The 16697-nt window shown below is 72.9% G+C and carries 15 protein-coding genes, 1 pseudogene and 1 riboswitch; of the genes and pseudogenes, 6 read left to right on the forward strand and 10 right to left on the reverse strand.

Annotated elements, in window-relative coordinates; translation table 11 throughout:
- Window positions 1–205, forward strand: a pseudogene (locus tag ACIP98_RS25035) (hypothetical protein); the annotation flags it as partial.
- 61 nt (window positions 206–266) lie between these two features.
- On the opposite strand, the gene ACIP98_RS25040 reads toward ACIP98_RS25035, so the two are convergent.
- Complete coding sequence (locus ACIP98_RS25040) at window positions 267–1238, reverse strand: helix-turn-helix domain-containing protein (protein WP_319665012.1); 972 nt, start codon at window positions 1236–1238, stop codon at window positions 267–269.
- Between the two features lie 256 nt (window positions 1239–1494).
- Window positions 1495–1635: riboswitch (cobalamin riboswitch) on the forward strand.
- Between the two features lie 125 nt (window positions 1636–1760).
- On the opposite strand from ACIP98_RS25040, the gene ACIP98_RS25045 reads away from it, so the two are divergent.
- On the forward strand, window positions 1761–4148 hold the full coding sequence (locus ACIP98_RS25045) for a ribonucleoside-diphosphate reductase subunit alpha (protein WP_319665013.1): 2388 nt from the start codon (window positions 1761–1763) through the stop codon (window positions 4146–4148).
- Window positions 4148–5158, forward strand: coding sequence for a ribonucleotide-diphosphate reductase subunit beta (locus ACIP98_RS25050; protein ID WP_319665015.1), 1011 nt, complete (start codon window positions 4148–4150; stop codon window positions 5156–5158). The genes ACIP98_RS25045 and ACIP98_RS25050 overlap by 1 nt, the downstream gene beginning before the upstream one ends.
- A 50-nt stretch (window positions 5159–5208) precedes the next feature.
- Here the strand turns inward: ACIP98_RS25050 and ACIP98_RS25055 are convergent, their stop codons facing one another.
- From ACIP98_RS25055 to ACIP98_RS25095, 9 genes are all read right to left on the reverse strand, one after another.
- The gene (locus ACIP98_RS25055; protein ID WP_401978022.1) at window positions 5209–6000 is read right to left on the reverse strand and encodes a hypothetical protein; all 792 of its coding nucleotides are present in this window, start codon (window positions 5998–6000) and stop codon (window positions 5209–5211) included.
- A 66-nt stretch (window positions 6001–6066) separates the two neighbouring features.
- On the reverse strand, window positions 6067–6687 hold the full coding sequence (gene def, locus ACIP98_RS25060; protein WP_319665019.1) for a peptide deformylase: 621 nt from the start codon (window positions 6685–6687) through the stop codon (window positions 6067–6069).
- Between the two features lie 73 nt (window positions 6688–6760).
- Window positions 6761–7732 carry a tetratricopeptide repeat protein gene (locus ACIP98_RS25065; protein ID WP_319665021.1) on the reverse strand — a complete coding sequence of 324 codons (972 nt, stop codon included), beginning with the start codon at window positions 7730–7732 and terminating at the stop codon, window positions 6761–6763.
- Window positions 7733–7963: 231 nt separating this feature from the next.
- Window positions 7964–9148 (reverse strand): HD-GYP domain-containing protein, encoded by a 1185-nt coding sequence (locus tag ACIP98_RS25070; protein WP_401978120.1) that lies wholly within the window; start codon window positions 9146–9148, stop codon window positions 7964–7966.
- Between the two features lie 71 nt (window positions 9149–9219).
- Window positions 9220–10584 (reverse strand): HD-GYP domain-containing protein, encoded by a 1365-nt coding sequence (locus ACIP98_RS25075; RefSeq protein WP_401978121.1) that lies wholly within the window; start codon window positions 10582–10584, stop codon window positions 9220–9222.
- 179 nt (window positions 10585–10763) lie between these two features.
- Complete coding sequence (rsrA, locus tag ACIP98_RS25080; RefSeq protein WP_319665023.1) at window positions 10764–11078, reverse strand: mycothiol system anti-sigma-R factor; 315 nt, start codon at window positions 11076–11078, stop codon at window positions 10764–10766.
- Window positions 11075–11737, reverse strand: a complete 663-nt coding sequence (locus ACIP98_RS25085; RefSeq protein ID WP_319665126.1) for a sigma-70 family RNA polymerase sigma factor — start codon at window positions 11735–11737, stop codon at window positions 11075–11077. The genes rsrA and ACIP98_RS25085 overlap by 4 nt, the downstream gene beginning before the upstream one ends.
- A 231-nt stretch (window positions 11738–11968) precedes the next feature.
- Entirely contained in the window at window positions 11969–12613 is a 645-nt protein-coding gene (locus tag ACIP98_RS25090) for an alpha/beta family hydrolase (protein ID WP_319665127.1), read from the reverse strand.
- A gap of 44 nt (window positions 12614–12657) precedes the next feature.
- Window positions 12658–13473, reverse strand: coding sequence for an SOS response-associated peptidase (locus tag ACIP98_RS25095; protein WP_401978024.1), 816 nt, complete (start codon window positions 13471–13473; stop codon window positions 12658–12660).
- A gap of 54 nt (window positions 13474–13527) precedes the next feature.
- Here ACIP98_RS25095 and ACIP98_RS25100 point away from each other — a divergent pair, with 54 nt between their 5' ends.
- From ACIP98_RS25100 to rsgA, 3 genes are all read left to right on the forward strand, one after another.
- Window positions 13528–14223 carry a M50 family metallopeptidase gene (locus tag ACIP98_RS25100; protein WP_319665027.1) on the forward strand — a complete coding sequence of 232 codons (696 nt, stop codon included), beginning with the start codon at window positions 13528–13530 and terminating at the stop codon, window positions 14221–14223.
- Between the two features lie 98 nt (window positions 14224–14321).
- On the forward strand, window positions 14322–15668 hold the full coding sequence (gene aroA, locus ACIP98_RS25105; protein WP_319665028.1) for a 3-phosphoshikimate 1-carboxyvinyltransferase: 1347 nt from the start codon (window positions 14322–14324) through the stop codon (window positions 15666–15668).
- 4 nt (window positions 15669–15672) lie between these two features.
- Complete coding sequence (rsgA, locus tag ACIP98_RS25110; protein ID WP_401978026.1) at window positions 15673–16674, forward strand: ribosome small subunit-dependent GTPase A; 1002 nt, start codon at window positions 15673–15675, stop codon at window positions 16672–16674.
- The last annotated feature ends 23 nt before the right edge of the window (window positions 16675–16697 follow it).

A 16697-nucleotide genomic window follows, 5' to 3' on the forward strand; every position in this document is an offset into this window, starting at 1 on the left:
GCAGATCGGCTACATCGGCCTGACCGCCTTCGTGCTCAACGTGGTGGTCACCGTCGTCCTCACCCTGGTCCTGCGGGCCGTCAAGGCGCCCGAGGGCCTGGACGAGACGGCCGTGAAGGACTACACCGCCGACACCGGCGACCCCGGCGTGCAGCGGGATCTGCCGGGGGATCAGCCGGACCTGCCGGTCGCCGCCGGCCGCTGACGGCCGCCCGCGCGGCCCACGGTCACGGGCCGCCGCCCTGGGACGGGGCGGCGGCCCGTCGTCATGCGGACCGCGCCCGCTCGGGCCGGCGGAAGGTACGGCGGTACGCCTGCGGGGTGGTGCCCACCCAGCGGGCGAAGTGGTGACGCAGCGTCGCCGCGTTGCCGAAGCCCGCGCGCAGGGCGACCGCGTCCACCGTCGCGTCGGTGGCCTCCAGCAGCTCCCGGGCCAGCAGCACCCGTTGGCCGAGCAGCCAGCGGTACGGCGTCGTCCCGGTCTCCTGCTGGAAGCGGCGCGCGAAGGTGCGCGGCGACATGTGGGCGCGGGCCGCGAGCTCGTCGACGGTCACCTCGCGGTCCAGATGGCGCTCCATCCAGCCCAGCACCTCGCCCACGGTGTCGCACCGGGTGCGCGGCAGCGGCCGCTCGATGTACTGCGCCTGGCCGCCCTCGCGGTGCGGCGGCACCACCATGCGACGCGCTATCGCGTTGGCCACGTCACTGCCCTGCTCCTTGCGGACCAGGTGCAGACAGGCGTCGATCCCGGCGGCGGTACCCGCCGAGGTGATCACCGGGTCCTCGTCCACGTAGAGCACGTCGGGCTCCACCTTCACGCGCGGGTAACGCCGCGCCAGCTCCTCGGCGTGCCGCCAGTGGGCCGCGCAGCGGCGGCCGTCCAGCAGGCCGGCGGCGGCCAGGACGAAGACGCCGGAGCAGACGCTGAGTACGCGCGCCCCGCGGTCCACCGTACGGTTCAACGCCCGCAGCAGCTCCGGCGGGTACTCCCGGCGCACATAGGAGTCGCCGGCCGGCACCGCGACCAGATCGGCCTCCTCCAGGCGCTCCAGCCCGTGCGAGGTGCCGATGGTGAAGCCGGCCGGGGAGGTCAGCGTGCGGCCCTCCGCGGAGGCCACCGCGAAGTCGTAGGACGGCAGCCCGTCGTCCGACCGATCGAGTCCGAACACCTCGCAGACCACGCCCAGTTCGAACGGATGGACACCGTCGAGCAGCACCACGGCCACGTTCTGCAGCATGCGCCCAGCATGGCAGAGCCCTGGCAGGATTTCGAGGGAGTGCGTCAGTCCTGCCACTCCCGGCGGGGGCGGGCGAGGAGCACAGTCGAAGGCATGGAAACCCTCCTCGCCACCGTCACCGCACTGGTCTTCTTCCTCCTGTTGGCGCTCGCCGCCCTGACCGGACACGTCCACGACTCCCGGGACGGCCACGACTGGCATGCCTGAACCGGGCAATCTGTAACCGCCCCGACACAACATCTGGTGGCGCCACGGGCGGGCGCCACTAGATGTATGCTCGACTCCGCTGTCGACGCAGGGGAAGCCGGTGGGAATCCGGGACTGCCCCGCAACGGTGTGCGGGCGCCTCGAGGTATGCCCGCGAGTCCGAGTACCTGCCGACGGCACCGTCCGGCGCTCCGTCCGGACGGTGAAGTGTCCGGGCCTCGCGGGTTGGGCCGGCGGACGCGCCGCGGCATGCCCTGCCCTGCGTGCGCCCCGTCTTTCCCCTCGCGTCGTCGCCGTTCGAGGGAGAGAGCACACGTGACCATCGCGCCCGCCGCACCCGCCACCGCATCGGAACCCGCCTCACTGGGAACCGACTTGCTGAGCTCCCTCACGGAGCTGACCGCAGACCTCCCCGACACCGACCCCGGCCGGGTCGCCGCCGCCGCCCTGCGCGGCCGCAGCGCCGCGGCGGACGAGGCGGAACTGCGGGCGCTGGCCACGGAGGCCGCCGCCGGACTGATCTCGGAGGACCCCCAGTACTCGCGCCTGGCGGCCCGGCTGCTGACGACCGCCATCGCCGACGAGGCGGCGGGCGAGGGGGCGGTGTCCTTCTCCGCGTCCATCGCCGTCGGCCACCGCGAGGGCCTGATCGCCGACGGCACCGCCGAGTTCGTGGCCACCCACGCCGCCCGGCTGGACGCCCTGGTGGACGACGCCCTCGCCGGCCGCGCCGACGACCGCTTCGGCTACTTCGGCCTGCGCACCCTGCACAGCCGCTACCTGCTGCGCCACCCGATCACCCGCCAGGTCATCGAGACGCCCCAGCACTTCATGCTCCGCGTGGCCTGCGGGCTCGCCGAGGACCACTCCGGCCGGGCGCTGGACGAGGTCGCCGCGCTCTACGGCCTGATGAGCCGGCTGGACTACCTGCCCAGCTCCCCCACGCTCTTCAACTCCGGCACCCGGCACCCGCAGATGTCCTCGTGCTACCTGCTGGACTCCCCGCTGGACGAGCTGGACTCCATCTACGACCGCTACCACCAGGTCGCCCGGCTGTCGAAGCACGCCGGCGGCATCGGCCTGTCGTACTCCCGCATCCGCTCGCGCGGTTCGCTGATCCGCGGCACCAACGGCCACTCCAACGGCATCGTGCCGTTCCTGCGCACCCTGGACGCCTCCGTCGCCGCCGTGAACCAGGGCGGCCGCCGCAAGGGCGCGGCCTGCGTCTACCTGGAGACCTGGCACGCGGACATCGAGGAGTTCCTGGAGCTGCGCGACAACACCGGTGAGGAGGCGCGGCGTACCCACAACCTCAACCTGGCGCACTGGATCCCGGACGAGTTCATGCGCCGCGTCGACGCCGACGGCACCTGGTCGCTGTTCTCCCCCGCCGACGTGCCCGGGCTGGTCGACCTGTGGGGCGAGGAGTTCGACGCCGCCTACCGCGAGGCCGAGGCGGCGGGCCTGGCCCGCAAGACCCTCCCGGCGCGCGAACTGTACGGCCGCATGATGCGCACCCTCGCGCAGACCGGCAACGGCTGGATGACCTTCAAGGACGCCTCCAACCGCACCGCCAACCAGACCGCCGAGCCCGGCCGCGTCATCCACTCCTCCAACCTCTGCACGGAGATCCTGGAGGTCACCAACGACGGCGAGACCGCGGTCTGCAACCTCGGCTCGGTCAACCTCGCCGCCTTCGTCCTGGACGGCGGCACCGGCGGGGACGTCATCGACTGGGAGCGGCTGGACGCCACCGTCCGCACCGCCGTCACCTTCCTCGACCGTGTGGTGGACATCAACTTCTACCCCACCGGCCAGGCCGCCTCCTCCAACGAGCGCTGGCGCCCGGTGGGCCTGGGCGTGATGGGCCTGCAGGACGTCTTCTTCAAGCTGCGGCTGGCCTTCGACTCCGCCGAGGCCACGGCACTGTCCACCCGGATCGCCGAGCGCATCATGCTCGCCGCGTACGAGGCCTCCTGCGACCTCGCCGAGCGCCACGGCCCGCACCCGGCCTGGTCCGAGACCCGCGCCGCCCGCGGCGTCCTGCACCCCGACCACTACGCGACCGAGGCGAACTGGCCCGAGCGCTGGGACGCCCTGCGCGCCCGCGTCGCCGCCACCGGCATGCGCAACTCGCTGCTGCTCGCCATCGCCCCGACCGCGACCATCGCCTCCATCGCGGGCGTCTACGAGTGCATCGAGCCGCAGGTCTCCAACCTCTTCAAGCGCGAGACGCTCAGCGGTGAGTTCCTCCAGGTCAACTCCTACCTGGTGGCCGAGCTGAAGAAGCTCGGCGTGTGGGACGCGCAGACCCGCGACGCCCTGCGCGAGTCCAACGGCTCCGTCGAGGGCTTCCACTGGATCCCCGCCGACGTCCGCGCCCTGTACCGCACCGCCTGGGAGCTCCCGCAGCGCGCCCTGATCGACATGGCCGCGGCCCGCACGCCGTACCTCGACCAGAGCCAGTCGCTCAACCTCTTCATGGCCTCGCCCACCATCGGCAAGCTCAGCTCGATGTACGCGTACGCCTGGAAGCAGGGCCTGAAGACGACGTACTACCTGCGCTCCCGCCCGGCCACCCGCATCGCCCAGTCGGCCCGCGCTGCGGCCCCGGCGGTCATCCCCGTTCAGCAGGCCACGCCCGACGCCGACGCGATCGCCTGCTCCCTTGAGAACCCCGAGTCCTGCGAGGCCTGCCAGTAATGAGCTCCACCAAGAACCTGCTCGACCCGGGCTTCGAGCTGACCCTGCGTCCGATGCGCTACCCGGACTTCTACGAGCGCTACCGCGACGCGATCAAGAACACCTGGACCGTGGAGGAGGTCGACCTCCACTCCGACGTCGCCGACCTCGCCAAGCTCTCGCCCGGCGAGCAGCACATGATCGGCCGGCTGGTCGCCTTCTTCGCCACCGGCGACTCGATCGTGGCCAACAACCTGGTGCTGACGCTCTACAAGCACATCAACTCCCCCGAGGCGCGGCTGTACCTGTCGCGGCAGCTCTTCGAGGAGGCCGTGCACGTCCAGTTCTACTTGACGCTGCTCGACACCTACCTCCCCGACCCCGAGGAGCGCGCCGCCGCCTTCGACGCGGTGGAGAACATCCCCTCCATCCGCGAGAAGGCGCAGTTCTGCTTCCGCTGGATGGACTCGGTGGAGTCCATCGACCGCCTGGAGAGCAGGGCGGACCGCCGCCGCTTCCTGCTCAACCTGATCTGCTTCGCGGCGTGCATCGAGGGCCTGTTCTTCTACGGCGCCTTCGCGTACGTCTACTGGTTCCGGTCCCGCGGCCTGCTGCACGGCCTGGCCACCGGCACCAACTGGGTGTTCCGCGACGAGTCCATGCACATGGACTTCGCCTTCCACGTGGTCGACACCGTCCGCCGGGAGGAGCCCGACCTCTTCGACGAGGAGATGGCCAAGCAGGTCACCGCCATGCTGGAGGAGGCCGTCGAGGCCGAGCTGCAGTTCGCCCGCGACCTGTGCGGCGACGGCCTGCCCGGCATGAACACCGACTCCATGCGCGAGTACCTGCAGTGCGTCGCCGACCAGCGCCTGGTCCGCCTCGGCCTGCCGGCCCGCTACGGCTCGGAGAACCCGTTCTCCTTCATGGAGCTGCAGAACGTCCAGGAGCTGACCAACTTCTTCGAGCGCCGCGCCTCCGCGTACCAGGTCGCGGTCGAGGGCTCGGTCTCCTTCGACGACGACTTCTGATCAGCCGTGGGAGCGGGGCCCGGCCCGAGTCGGCCGGGCCCCGCCCGCGGTCACTTCAGGGCGACCGCGTCGGCGGCCGAGGTCACCTGGGCCGTGGTGGTCGTGCCCGGGAAGAACCAGCGCCAGCTGCCCGCGGAGGTCGCGGTCACCTTGGTGCTCAGCGAGCCGTTGCTGCTCGTGGTCGCCGTCTTGACGGTGCTCCACTTCGTGGAGCCGGCCTTCTTGAACTGCAGCTTCACGGGCTGCCCCGCGTAGCCCCCGTACTTCAGGCTCTGCCAGCTCGCCCGCGTGAGCTTGCCCTTGACGGTGAGCTTGCCGCCCCTGGCGACCGGCTCCGGGCCCGCGTCGGTGGTGAGCACCGAGGCGCGCTTGACCTTGAACCGGGCGATGTTGTCGCTGATCCAGTAGTCGCGGTCGTTCGCGTTCACCGTGGCGTTGACCTGCCACACACCCGCGACCTGGTTGGCGTTCCAGCCCTCGATCCCGCCCTCGCCGTACGGCCGGATCCACTCCGGGTGGATCGTCATCGTGGCCGTGCACACCGACGTGGTGGCGCTCTTCTTCTCGCAGCGGGTGCCGGTCCAGTCGACGGGTCCGAACCCGTTCGTCGCGTTGAAGGCGCTCACGCGCGAGACCTTCTTGATCCCCGAGTCGTCCCTGATCGTCATGGTGACCGGGAACTCAACGACCTTCTTCGTCCCGACGATCACATTGGTGCCGTGGTCCACCACGGTCTTGGTGATCCGGATGTCGCCCCGGCCCTCCGCGTGTGCGGCCGGTGCGGTCAGGACCACGAGGGCGGCCGCGCCTGCCGCGGCAGCCGTCAGCGCTCTGTTGCGCAATGCCCCTCCCCTGTTCGTCCCCGGCGTGATCACGCCGGGGACGAACAGGGTAGCGACACGAAACGATCAGTCGTTCGGGACGGTCTCGTACTTCGGCGTCAGCTCGGCCATCTGCTTCAGCGCGTCCTTGCGGTCCCGCTTGGAGAGCCGGTCGATGTAGAGGTACCCGTTGAGGTGGTCGGTCTCGTGCTGCAGGCAGCGGGCGAAGAAGCCCGTGCCCTCGACGACGATGTCGTTGCCGTGCAGGTCCTGCCCGCGGCAGACCGCGTAGTCGGGGCGCGGCAGCTCGGCGTAGGCGCCGGGGACCGACAGGCAGCCCTCGTTGCCGTCGTCGAGGACGCGGCGCTCGGCGGGGAGATCGTCGATGACCGGGTTGACGACATGGCCCACGTGGCGGACTCCGTCGTCGTCCGGGCAGTCGTAGACGAAGACGCGCAGGTTCACGCCGATCTGGTTCGCGGCCAGGCCGACGCCCTCGGCGGCGCGCTGGCTGGCGAACATGTCGTCGACGAGGGCGGCCAGGTCGTCGTCGAAGGACGTGACCGGGGTGCACGGGTGGTGCAGGACCGGGTTGCCGACGACCGTGATGGGACGGGCCGTGCCACGGGCGCGGTGGGCCGCCTCACGTTCCTCGGCGTCCGTGACGTCGTCGGTGAATGCGGTCTGCTCGGTGTCCTGCTGCGACATGGTCCGTCGTACGCCTTCCTGGGGCCTGCATCAACGCTCGATAGCCCATCAAGGGTACGTGCACCCGAGCGGCTCAGCAGACCTCTTCGAGATCGCGCCAGTCCCGGGTGTCCGGGCTGTCCGCCACCCAGCTGTCCAGCAGTCCCCGCACCAGCCCGACGGGGGCGGCGATCCCGCACTCCCGCTCAGGGGCCCACAGGGCGCCCGGGCTGCGGTGGCTGAGGTGCCCGGGGTGGCCCGGCTCGCCCTGGTCGTGGGGGTCGCGGGAGGAGTCGGAGCCGTCGTCGGTGGGCATCCGGCTCTCCGAGCACGTGCGGCACAGCAGCCGGACGGAGGACGACCAGTCCTCGGCGGCGTACCCCGCGTCGGCGGCCAGCTGCTCCAGCGCGTCACGGTCGGCCTCGGTAGCCGCCTCCAGCAGCACCAGCCAGGTCGGCACGGGCGAGGGCGCCCACAACTCGATCTCGTCGAAGACCGGGTACGTGGCGCCGTCGGCGGTACGGCGCTCGCCGTGCGGCACGCCGTCGTGCAGGACGACCTCGCCCCAGCGCCGCCCGGAGGACGGCAGCGGGATGCTCAGCACCTCGATGCGGGCCGGGTCGAGCCTGCGGCCCCACACCACCTCGGCCTCGCCCTCCGGGGAGAGCCGCACGGTGGAGCTGCCGAGTTCCATGTCGATCGGGCCGGTCCCGGCGGTGTCGGGCCGCAGTCCGTAGGCCTGCCAGGCGCGCCGGGCCAGCGGCCAGTCCTGCAGCGCGGTGGCGGCGATGCCGACGTTCCACCAGTCGGGGGCTCCGGGGGCCCGGTCGAGAAGGGCGACGGCCCGCAGGCCGGTCGTGCGGGCCTGCTCCCAGTCGTGCCGGAACTTGTGCAGCAGTGCGAGGTTGTACCAGGACTCCGAGCGCCAGGGCTCCAGATCCGCGGCGCGGATGAGGAGCGCGCCGGCGTCCTCGTACCGCCCGTCGCTGATCAGGGTGAACGCGCGATCGGTCGCCTGCCGCCAGGTGGCGGAGGGCCGATGGCGTGCCCTGCCGAAGATCCTCAAGGTGTCCCGCCTGCCGTTCGCTTTCGCTGGTGCTCCACGGTGCCCCGTCCGTCCCCCCACGTCCCGTGCTCAGCGGTGCTCATCAGTCCTCCTTGCCATCGGCAGGGCCCGTCACACACGGCCGGGCTTGCCGGTTTGCCGGCATGGGCGACATGCGTGCCTCTTGGGCGCTCTGCGCCCCTGCGGGCATCCAACCATGCCCCTTGGTACGCCCGCTCATTACCGGCCGGTTCACTGCCCTCCCCTGGCAATGACCCTGGTCAGGGCCTCGACCACGCGGGGGTCGTATTCCTGGGCGGTGTCCAGGCGCAATCGTTCCAGCGCCTGCAGTCCCCGGCCCACGGCGCCCCCGCCCCCGGCCAGGTCCTCGTAGGCGTTGGCCGTACGCACGATCCGCCCGGCGAGCGGCTGTTCGCGGTAGGGATCGGCCTGGCCCTCCACGATCCGGGCGACTTCCTCGGGCGCCCCCGTCCGGCGTACGACGGCCGCTCCCAGCAAGGCGATGCGGCGCCGTTCCGCGGGGTCCAGGGGCGCGGTCGCGCCCCCGGGTACCGGGTCCACGAGGGAGAGTTGGCCGATGTCGTGCAGGAGGGCGGCGTGCTCGACGGCGGCCAGGGCCCGTCCGCCCAGGCCGAGTTCCCTGCCCAGTGCGTGACTGAGCGCGCCGACCCGGCGGGCGTGGCCGGCCGGGGTGTAGCCGGCCAGGTCGGTGGCCCGGGCGAGCGAGGCGACCGTCGCCCGCCGGGTCGCCCGGATCGCCGCGTGCCGCCGGAAGGCCGTCTGTGTCAGCAGCAGCGGCACCGCGCACACCGGCACCGCCCACAGCCCCGCCGCCTCCACCGCCTGCGCCAGCACCGCCCCGCCCGCGCACACCGCCGACCCCACGCCGGGCAGCGCGGCCACCTCGTCCCGCAGCACCGGCGCGAAGGGCTCCCTTGTGCGGGCGGCGGTCAGCCACGCGGCCAGGACGGCGTCGCACAGGATCGTGCTGGCGAGCAGCACCACGGCGTACACCGGATGGCCGCCGCTGCCGCCGTACAGCGGCTGCGCGCAGGCCGCCGCGAAGCCGGTGGTGAGGACCCGCCGGGCGGCGGCGTCCCACGTCCCACCGCGCACCCGTCCGGCCAGCACGGCGCAGCCGACGACCGTGACCACCACGGGCACCGCCTCGGTGCCCACCAGCGCGTACCCCAGCGCCCCGGCGAACGCCACGGGCGCCGCCTCCCTGCCGTCCGCCTCGGCGACCCGGAGCACCTCGCCGACCACGACGAGCGCCCCGAACACGGCGGCGGACACCGGGTCGGCGACCCCGTGCACGGCCGTCCAGCCCAGCCCGGCGGCTCCGGCGCCGAGGGCGAGGGCGTGCACCACGTGCGCGACCGACGGGGTCCGCCGGCGGTGGTGGCGACGGCGCAGCAGCGCGGTCACGGCGGCCGTCGCGGCCGTCGCGGGTGTGGCGCGCCGGTGCCCCCGGCCGGACGGCTCGGTCACGCCCGCCGCCCCTTGCCGCCGCGGCGGCCGGTCTCGCGGTCCGCGCCGCCGTGGCCGCGGGCGTGCCGGCGCGGCGCCACGACCCTTCCGGCCACCCGGGTGACGCCGACGGGACCGGGCGCGGCGAAGGGCTCCGGCTCGTCCGTGGTGAGCGCGGGGTTCCAGCCGTCGCGGTCCACGATGCGCACCAGCGCCTCGACCATCTCGGGGTCGAAGTGACGGCCGGAGCACCGGCGCAGCTCCCCCAGTGCCTCGCCGACCTCCCGGGCCGGCTGGTAGGTGCGCGCCGACGTCATGGCGTCGAACGCGTCGGCCACCGCCACCACACGGGCCGAGGAGGGGATGGCGTCGCCGGCCAGGCCGTGCGGATAGCCGGAGCCGTCCATGCGCTCGTGGTGGTGGAGGATCGCCGACCGCGCGTCGTCCAGGAACTCGATGCCCCGCACGATGTCGTGGCCGTAGCCGGGGTGCAGCTCGATGATGCGGCGTTCCTCTGGGGTGAGCGGACCGTCCTTGCGCAGCACGCGCGTCGGGACGCCGATCTTGCCGATGTCGTGCAGGATACCCGCCAGCCGCAGGGCCTCCACGCGCTCGGCGGGCAGGCCGATCTCGCGGGCGATCAGGGCCGAGGCGCGGCCGACCCGCTCGCTGTGGCCCCGGGTGTAGCGGTCCTTGATCTCGACGGCCTGCACCAGGGCGCGCACGGTGGCCTGATGGGTGGCGCGTTCGCGCTGCGCCTGACCGGCGACCCAGCGCGCGATGTGGGTCGGCAGCAGCGCCAGGACCGCGGCGAGGCTGCCGAACGGGCCCTGCCAGAGCACCGCCGCCAGCAGTCCCACCAGCGCGTACGTCAGGTGCGGTGCGAGGGAGCCGAGCAGGGCGTCCCGCCACGCGGGGACCGCGGGCACGCCTTCGGCGGCGATCAGCACCCCACCGGTCAGCGCGGCCGACACCAGCCAGAACACCAGCGCCGCGCCCGCCGCCGGGAGCAGCAGCCCCGGCAGGCGGTCGGGCGGTCCGCCGTCGAGCAGCCCCCGTGCCCGGGCCGCGGCGTACGCGGCCAGCGAGAGCTGCGCGGCGTGCCACACCCTGCGTACTCCGCGGGGTTCGCCCCGCACCGGCGCGCTCAGCGCGCCCGGGACCGCCACGAGGGCGGCCGCGCCCGGCGGCAGCAACATCGCGGCGGCGAACAGCACTGGTGGCAACGGGGCCCCGGCCAGTTCCCCGGCGAGATACAGGGACGCCAGAAGGGCCGCGGTCACCCAGGGGACGCCGTCGTACGGCGCGGTGACGAGCGCGCCGCAGGACGAGAGCACGACGACCGGCAGGTACACCCGCGCCGCCGGCGGAAGTTCCCGCACCACCCGCATCTCACGCACGTGACGAGGCTAGGGGCGCGGTCGCCGCCCGGAGCGGGAGCAGCCGGGATTCCCGCCTTCGGGTGATCCCGCGTGACCTCCCGCGTGACCCGTGGGACGGCACGGTCCGGCGGTGCCGTGGGGCACCGCCGGACCGGGCGGACGGTGTCCGCGGTGGCTGGCTAGGAGGCGGTGGTGGTCGCGTCCCCGCCCTCGAGCGGGCCGGGGACGGGTGCGACCTCGCCCTCGCGGATCAGCTCGATCCGGGTGAGGACCTTGGACCGCAGGTCCGTGGGGACGTCGTCCTGGCCGCAGCACCGCTTGACCAGCTTCTTGACGGCCTGCTCCAAGCCGTACTTCTCCAAGCACGGGTGGCACTCGTCGAAGTGCTGCTTGAACTTGGCGCAGGCGTCGTCGGACATCTCGTTGTCCAGATACTCGTAAAGATGGTCGAGTACCTCGGAACAATCCGTCTCATGCGCGTTGCCGCAGCTCATGTGCCCGAGCCCTTCTCGTCGCCCGCGCCCGCCGGGACGAGCCCGCGCTCCCGCGCGTAGTCCTCCAGCAGCGAGCGCAGCTGCCGCCGCCCCCGGTGCAGACGCGACATCACCGTACCGATGGGCGTACCCATGATGTCGGCGATCTCCTTGTAGGCAAAGCCTTCGACGTCCGCGAGATACACCGCGATCCGGAACTCCTCCGGGATCGCCTGCAGCGCCTGCTTCACATCGGAGTCCGGCAGGTGGTCCAGCGCCTGGGACTCCGCGGAGCGCAGGCCGGTGGACATGTGCGACTCCGCACGCGCCAGCTGCCAGTCCTCGATCTCCTCCGTGCCGCTGCGCTGGGGCTCGCGCTGCTTCTTGCGGTAGGAGTTGATGAAGCTGTTGGTGAGGATGCGGTAGAGCCACGCCTTGAGGTTGGTCCCCTCACGGAACTGGTGGAAGGACGCGTACGCCTTGGCGTACGTCTCCTGCACCAGGTCCTCCGCGTCGGCCGGGTTGCGGGTCATGCGCAGCGCCGCCGAGTACATCTGGTCGAGGTACTCCAGCGCGTCCCGCTCGAAGCGCGCACTGCGCTCGAGGTCCGACTCCTGGGATACCTGGACCTGCTCCTGTACCTCGGACGTACTGTCGTCAGTGCCGCTGACCGGACCCACCTCCTCCACGACGGTCACGGGGCCGTACACGGACCCCACGCCATCGGAGGATATCCCGGGCGGGATCGGTGCGCTGGTCGTGCCCGCCGCACCACCCATCGCCGGCCACTCGGGCCAGGCCAGGTAAGGCGCCTCGGCACGGGCGCGGCATGCGGCTGTCGCCATGCGGCTTCCTCACTGTACGTACGAACTTTCGTGTGGACGCCTGGCACAACACGGCCCGGTCGCGGCTCATTCCCGAAGTCGCGGGAGGTCCCCCAGCCAGCCCAGCACGGCGTTCGTGAGAATCGTCACGGCCTCCTCCTGGCCCAGGTCCGCGGACTTGGGCACGGCGAATCCGTGGTCGGCGTACGGCACCTCGACCGGCTGGTGGCCGGGCGGGAACTCCTCGGGCCGCCCGAAGGGGTCCCGGCCGCCCTGGACGACCAGCGCCGGGACGCCCGCGCCGGTCAGCTCGTCGGCGCGGGACCGCTCCGGCTTGCCGGGCGGGTGCAGCGGGAAGGACAGCGCGAGCACCGCGGCCGCGCCGAGCGCGTCGGCGGTGCGGCAGGCCACCCGTGCCCCCGCGCTGCGGCCCCCGGCGACGACCGGCAGCCCCGGCGCGGCCAGCGCGGGCCACAGCGCGGTCCAGGCCGCGTCGAGGGTCTTCGGGGCGGGCGCCAGCTTCTTGCCTGCCACCCGCCAGGGCTGCTCGACCAGCGCGACGGTCCAGCCGTGCGGCGGCAGGGCGGCCGCCAGCGCGCGCAGGTCGCGGGCCTCGATGCCGCCCCCCGCGCCGTGACCCAGCGCGACGACGGCGCGCGCCCGGCGCGCCCGGTGCCAGGTGATACGGGCGTCCCCCACCGGGGTGGGCACGGTCTCGACGGTGTCGGAGATCACGTTCACCGTCGCAGTCTGCCACCGCGGACGGTCGGAACAGCTCAGAACAACGTCGCCTCCTCCGGCGCCTCGATCGGTTCCACCAGCTCGGGCCCGTTGTTGCGGACGTTGCTGACCTCGGAGCGCACCGGGTACGCGCGCAGCAGCCCGTGACCCGGCGGGACGAGCAGTGCGCGCAGCGCGCCGGGATCGGTGCGGGTGGGGTCGAGCCAGGCGTCCCAGCGGTCGGGGGTGAGCCACAGCGGCATGCGGGGGTGGATGTCGGCCAGGGCGCGCGGGCCCCCGGGGCGCTCGTCGGCGTCGGCGAAGGGCTCGGTGTCGGCCTCGGTGGTGATCACGGCGCAGGTGACCCACCAGGCGCGCGGGTGCTCGTCGGGCAGGGTGCGGTCGCGCCAGAACTCGTAGAGCCCGGCCATCGCGAAGACCGATCCGTCTGCGGGGGTGACGAAGTACGGCTGCTTGCGGGACCGCTTCTTCCTGCCCTGCTCCTCCAGTTGCCGCTCGTCCCTGCCGGTGACCCACTCGAAGTAGCCGTCGGCGGGCAGCAGGCAGCGGCGGGAGGCGAACGGCCGCTGGTAGGACGGCTTCTCGTGCACCGTCTCGGCCCGCGCGTTGATCATCTTCACCCCGACGTCGGGGGACTTGGCCCAGCTCGGCACCAGGCCCCAGCGCAGCGCGCGCAGTTGCCGGACGATCTCGCCGGTCTCCTTGTCGGGGCGCTCCAGCACCGCGTAGGTGCTGTCGGTGGGAGCGACATTCCAGTTGGGGTCCAGCGCCTCGGTGGGATCCCATTTCCGCACGTCGAAGAGGTCGACGAGATCCTCCGGCCGCCGGCTCGCTGCGTATCGACCGCACATGAGTGCCAGATTGCCACGGCGCGCGCACAGCCCGCCGTCATAGGGTGCGGAACCGTGCAGCTCTTCGACTCCCTCATCGGCACCCAGCCCGCGCCCTCCGCCTGGGTGGTCGGTGCGACGGCCGCCGTCGCCCTGGCCGCGGTCCTCCCGCACGGCATATGGCGGCTGTCGCGCAACGCCGTCACCATCGCGCACGAAGGCGGCCACGGCCTGATGGCACTGCTGTCCGGACGCCGCCTGCAGGGCATCCGGCTGCACTCGGACACCTCGGGGCTGACCGTCTCCCGCGGCAAGCCGCACGGCCTCGGCATGATCCTGACCGCCGCGGCCGGTTACACGGCGCCCTCGCTGCTCGGGGCGGGCGGCGCGCTGCTCCTGGCGGCCGGGCACATCACACTGCTGCTCTGGGGCGCGACCGCGCTGCTCCTGCTGATGCTGTTCATGATCCGCAACGCCTACGGCGTGCTGACGGTCTTCGTCACCGGCGGGATCTTCCTCCTGGTGTCCTGGCTGACCGAGCCGCAGGTGCAGGCGGTCTTCGCGTACCTGGTGGTGTGGTTCCTGCTCCTGGGGGGCGTGCGCCCGGTGCTGGAGCTCCAGCAGAAGCGCCGCGGCGGAGCGGCGCCGAGCTCGGACGCGGACCAGCTGGCACGCCTCACCCACACACCGGCCGCGCTGTGGATGCTGCTCTTCTACGCCGTCGCGCTGTTCTCGCTGTTCGGGGGCGGCCGCTGGCTGCTCGGGCTGTAGTCCGCGTGTAGCCCTTGCGGGCGGACCCCTGTTTCCGTCAGGTTTCGTCCGCTTTGTGCGCGATTCAGCCTCACGTTCAACCACTACGCTTGGTTTCCATGACCGGTACCCCCGCGCACACCGCCCTGTGGCCCGCACCGCACGCGTCCGCCCCCGTCGACGCCACGGTCACCGTGCCCGGATCCAAGTCGGTCACCAACCGCGCCCTGGTGCTGGCGGCGCTGGCCTCCGAGCCCGGCTGGCTGCGCCGGCCGCTGCGCAGCCGGGACACCGTGCTGATGGCCGAGGCGCTGCGGTCCATGGGCGTCCAGATCGACGAGGTGGTCAACCCCTACGGCGGCGAGGCGTGGCGGGTCATCCCCGCCGGGCTGCACGGTCCCGCGACCGTGGACGTCGGCAACGCGGGCACCGTGATGCGCTTCCTGCCGCCGGTCGCCGCGCTCGCCGACGGGCCGGTGCGCTTCGACGGCGACCCCCGTTCGTACGAGCGGCCGCTGCACGGCGTGATCGACGCCCTGCGCGCCCTCGGCGCCCGCATCGACGACGAGGGGCGCGGCGCGCTCCCGCTGACCGTGCAGGGCGGCGGGGCGCTGGACGGCGGCGCGGTGTCGATCGACGCGTCCGCCTCCTCGCAGTTCGTCAGCGCGCTGCTGCTGTCCGGCCCGCGCTACAACCAGGGCGTGGAGGTCCGCCACACCGGCCCGACCCTGCCGTCCCTGCCGCACATCCGGATGACGGTGGAGATGCTGCGGCACGCGGGCGCCAAGGTCGACACCCCGGAGAACGGCGGCGAGCCCAACGTGTGGCGGGTCGACCCGAGCGCGCTGCTCGGCGTGGACCTCACCATCGAGCCGGACCTGTCCAACGCCCAGCCGTTCCTCGCTGCCGCCCTGGTCACCGGAGGCCGGGTCGTCATCCCCGACTGGCCGGCCCGCACCACCCAGCCGGGCGACGCGCTGCGCGAGCTGTTCACCCGGATGGGCGGTTCCTGCGAGCTGACCGACGCCGGCCTGGTCATGACCGGCTCCGGCCGGGTGCACGGCATCGACGCCGACCTGTCGGAGGTCGGCGAGCTCACCCCGGGCATCGCCGCGGTCGCCGCCCTGGCGGACTCCGAGTCGGTGCTGCGCGGGGTCGGCCACCTGCGGCTGCACGAGACCGACCGGCTGGCCGCGCTGACCAAGGAGATCAACGGGCTCGGCGGCGACGTCACCGAGACCGAGGACGGCCTGCGGATCCGCCCGCGCCCGCTGCGCGGCGGGGTCTTCCACACCTACGACGACCACCGCCTGGCCACCGCCGGCGCGGTCCTCGGCCTGGCCGTGGACGGCGTGCAGGTGGAGAACGTCGCCACCACCGGCAAGACGCTCCCCGACTTCCCCGACATGTGGACGGCCATGCTGGGCACCACACCGGCCGCCCCCGCGTCCCCGGTACGGGTCTGAGGTCATGCGGCGCTACGGCAAGCACACCGACGAGGACGACGTCCGGTCCCGCCCGAACCCCAAGGGCAACCGGCCCCGCTCCACCATCCGCCCGAAGCACGAGGACGCCGAGGAGGGCTTCGTCCTCACCGTCGACCGCGGCCGGATCACCTGCCTCGTCGACGACCGCACCATCACCGCCATGAAGGCCCGCGAACTCGGCCGCAAGGGCATCGTGGTGGGCGACCGGGTGGGCATCGTCGGCGACCTGACGGGCGACAAGGACACCCTGGCGCGGATCGTGCGGGTCGAGGAGCGCTCCTCCGTGCTGCGCCGCACCGCCGACGACACCGACCCCTTCGAGCGGGTGGTCGTCGCCAACGCCGACCGGCTCGCCATCGTCACGGCCCTCGCCGACCCCGAACCGCGGCCGCGGCTGATCGACCGCTGCCTGGTGGCGGCCTACGACGCCGGGCTGGAACCGCTGTTGGTGCTGACCAAGTCCGATCTGGCCCCGGCGGAAACGCTGCTGGAGACGTACGCGCCGCTCGGCGTCCCCTATGTGGTCACCAGCCACGAGAACTTCGACGAGGAAGCGACCGCGGCCGTCCGCGAGCACCTGGAGGGCCGCGTCACCGCCTTCGTCGGCCACAGCGGGGTCGGGAAGACCACGCTCGTCAACGCCCTGGTGGAGCGTCAGCGCGCGACCGGTCACGTCAACGCGGTCACCGGACGCGGCCGGCACACCACCACCTCGGCGCTGGCGCTGCCGCTCAAAGGCGAGCAGGGGTGGGTCATCGACACCCCGGGCGTACGGTCCTTCGGCCTGGCGCACATCGACCCCTCACGGGTCATCAACGCCTTCCCGGACCTCGTACCGGGCACGGAGGGCTGTCCTCGGGCCTGCAGCCACGACGAACCGGACTGCGCGCTGGACGCCTGGGTGGCCGACGGGCACGCCGAACCCGCCCGGCTCTTCTCGCTCCGCCGGCTCCTTGCGACGCGGGAGCGCAAGGAAGGGGACTGACACCCGATTTCCGGGCATGCTGT

It is taken from the genome of Streptomyces sp. NPDC088354 (assembly GCF_044753585.1).
GTDB lineage: Bacteria > Actinomycetota > Actinomycetes > Streptomycetales > Streptomycetaceae > Actinacidiphila.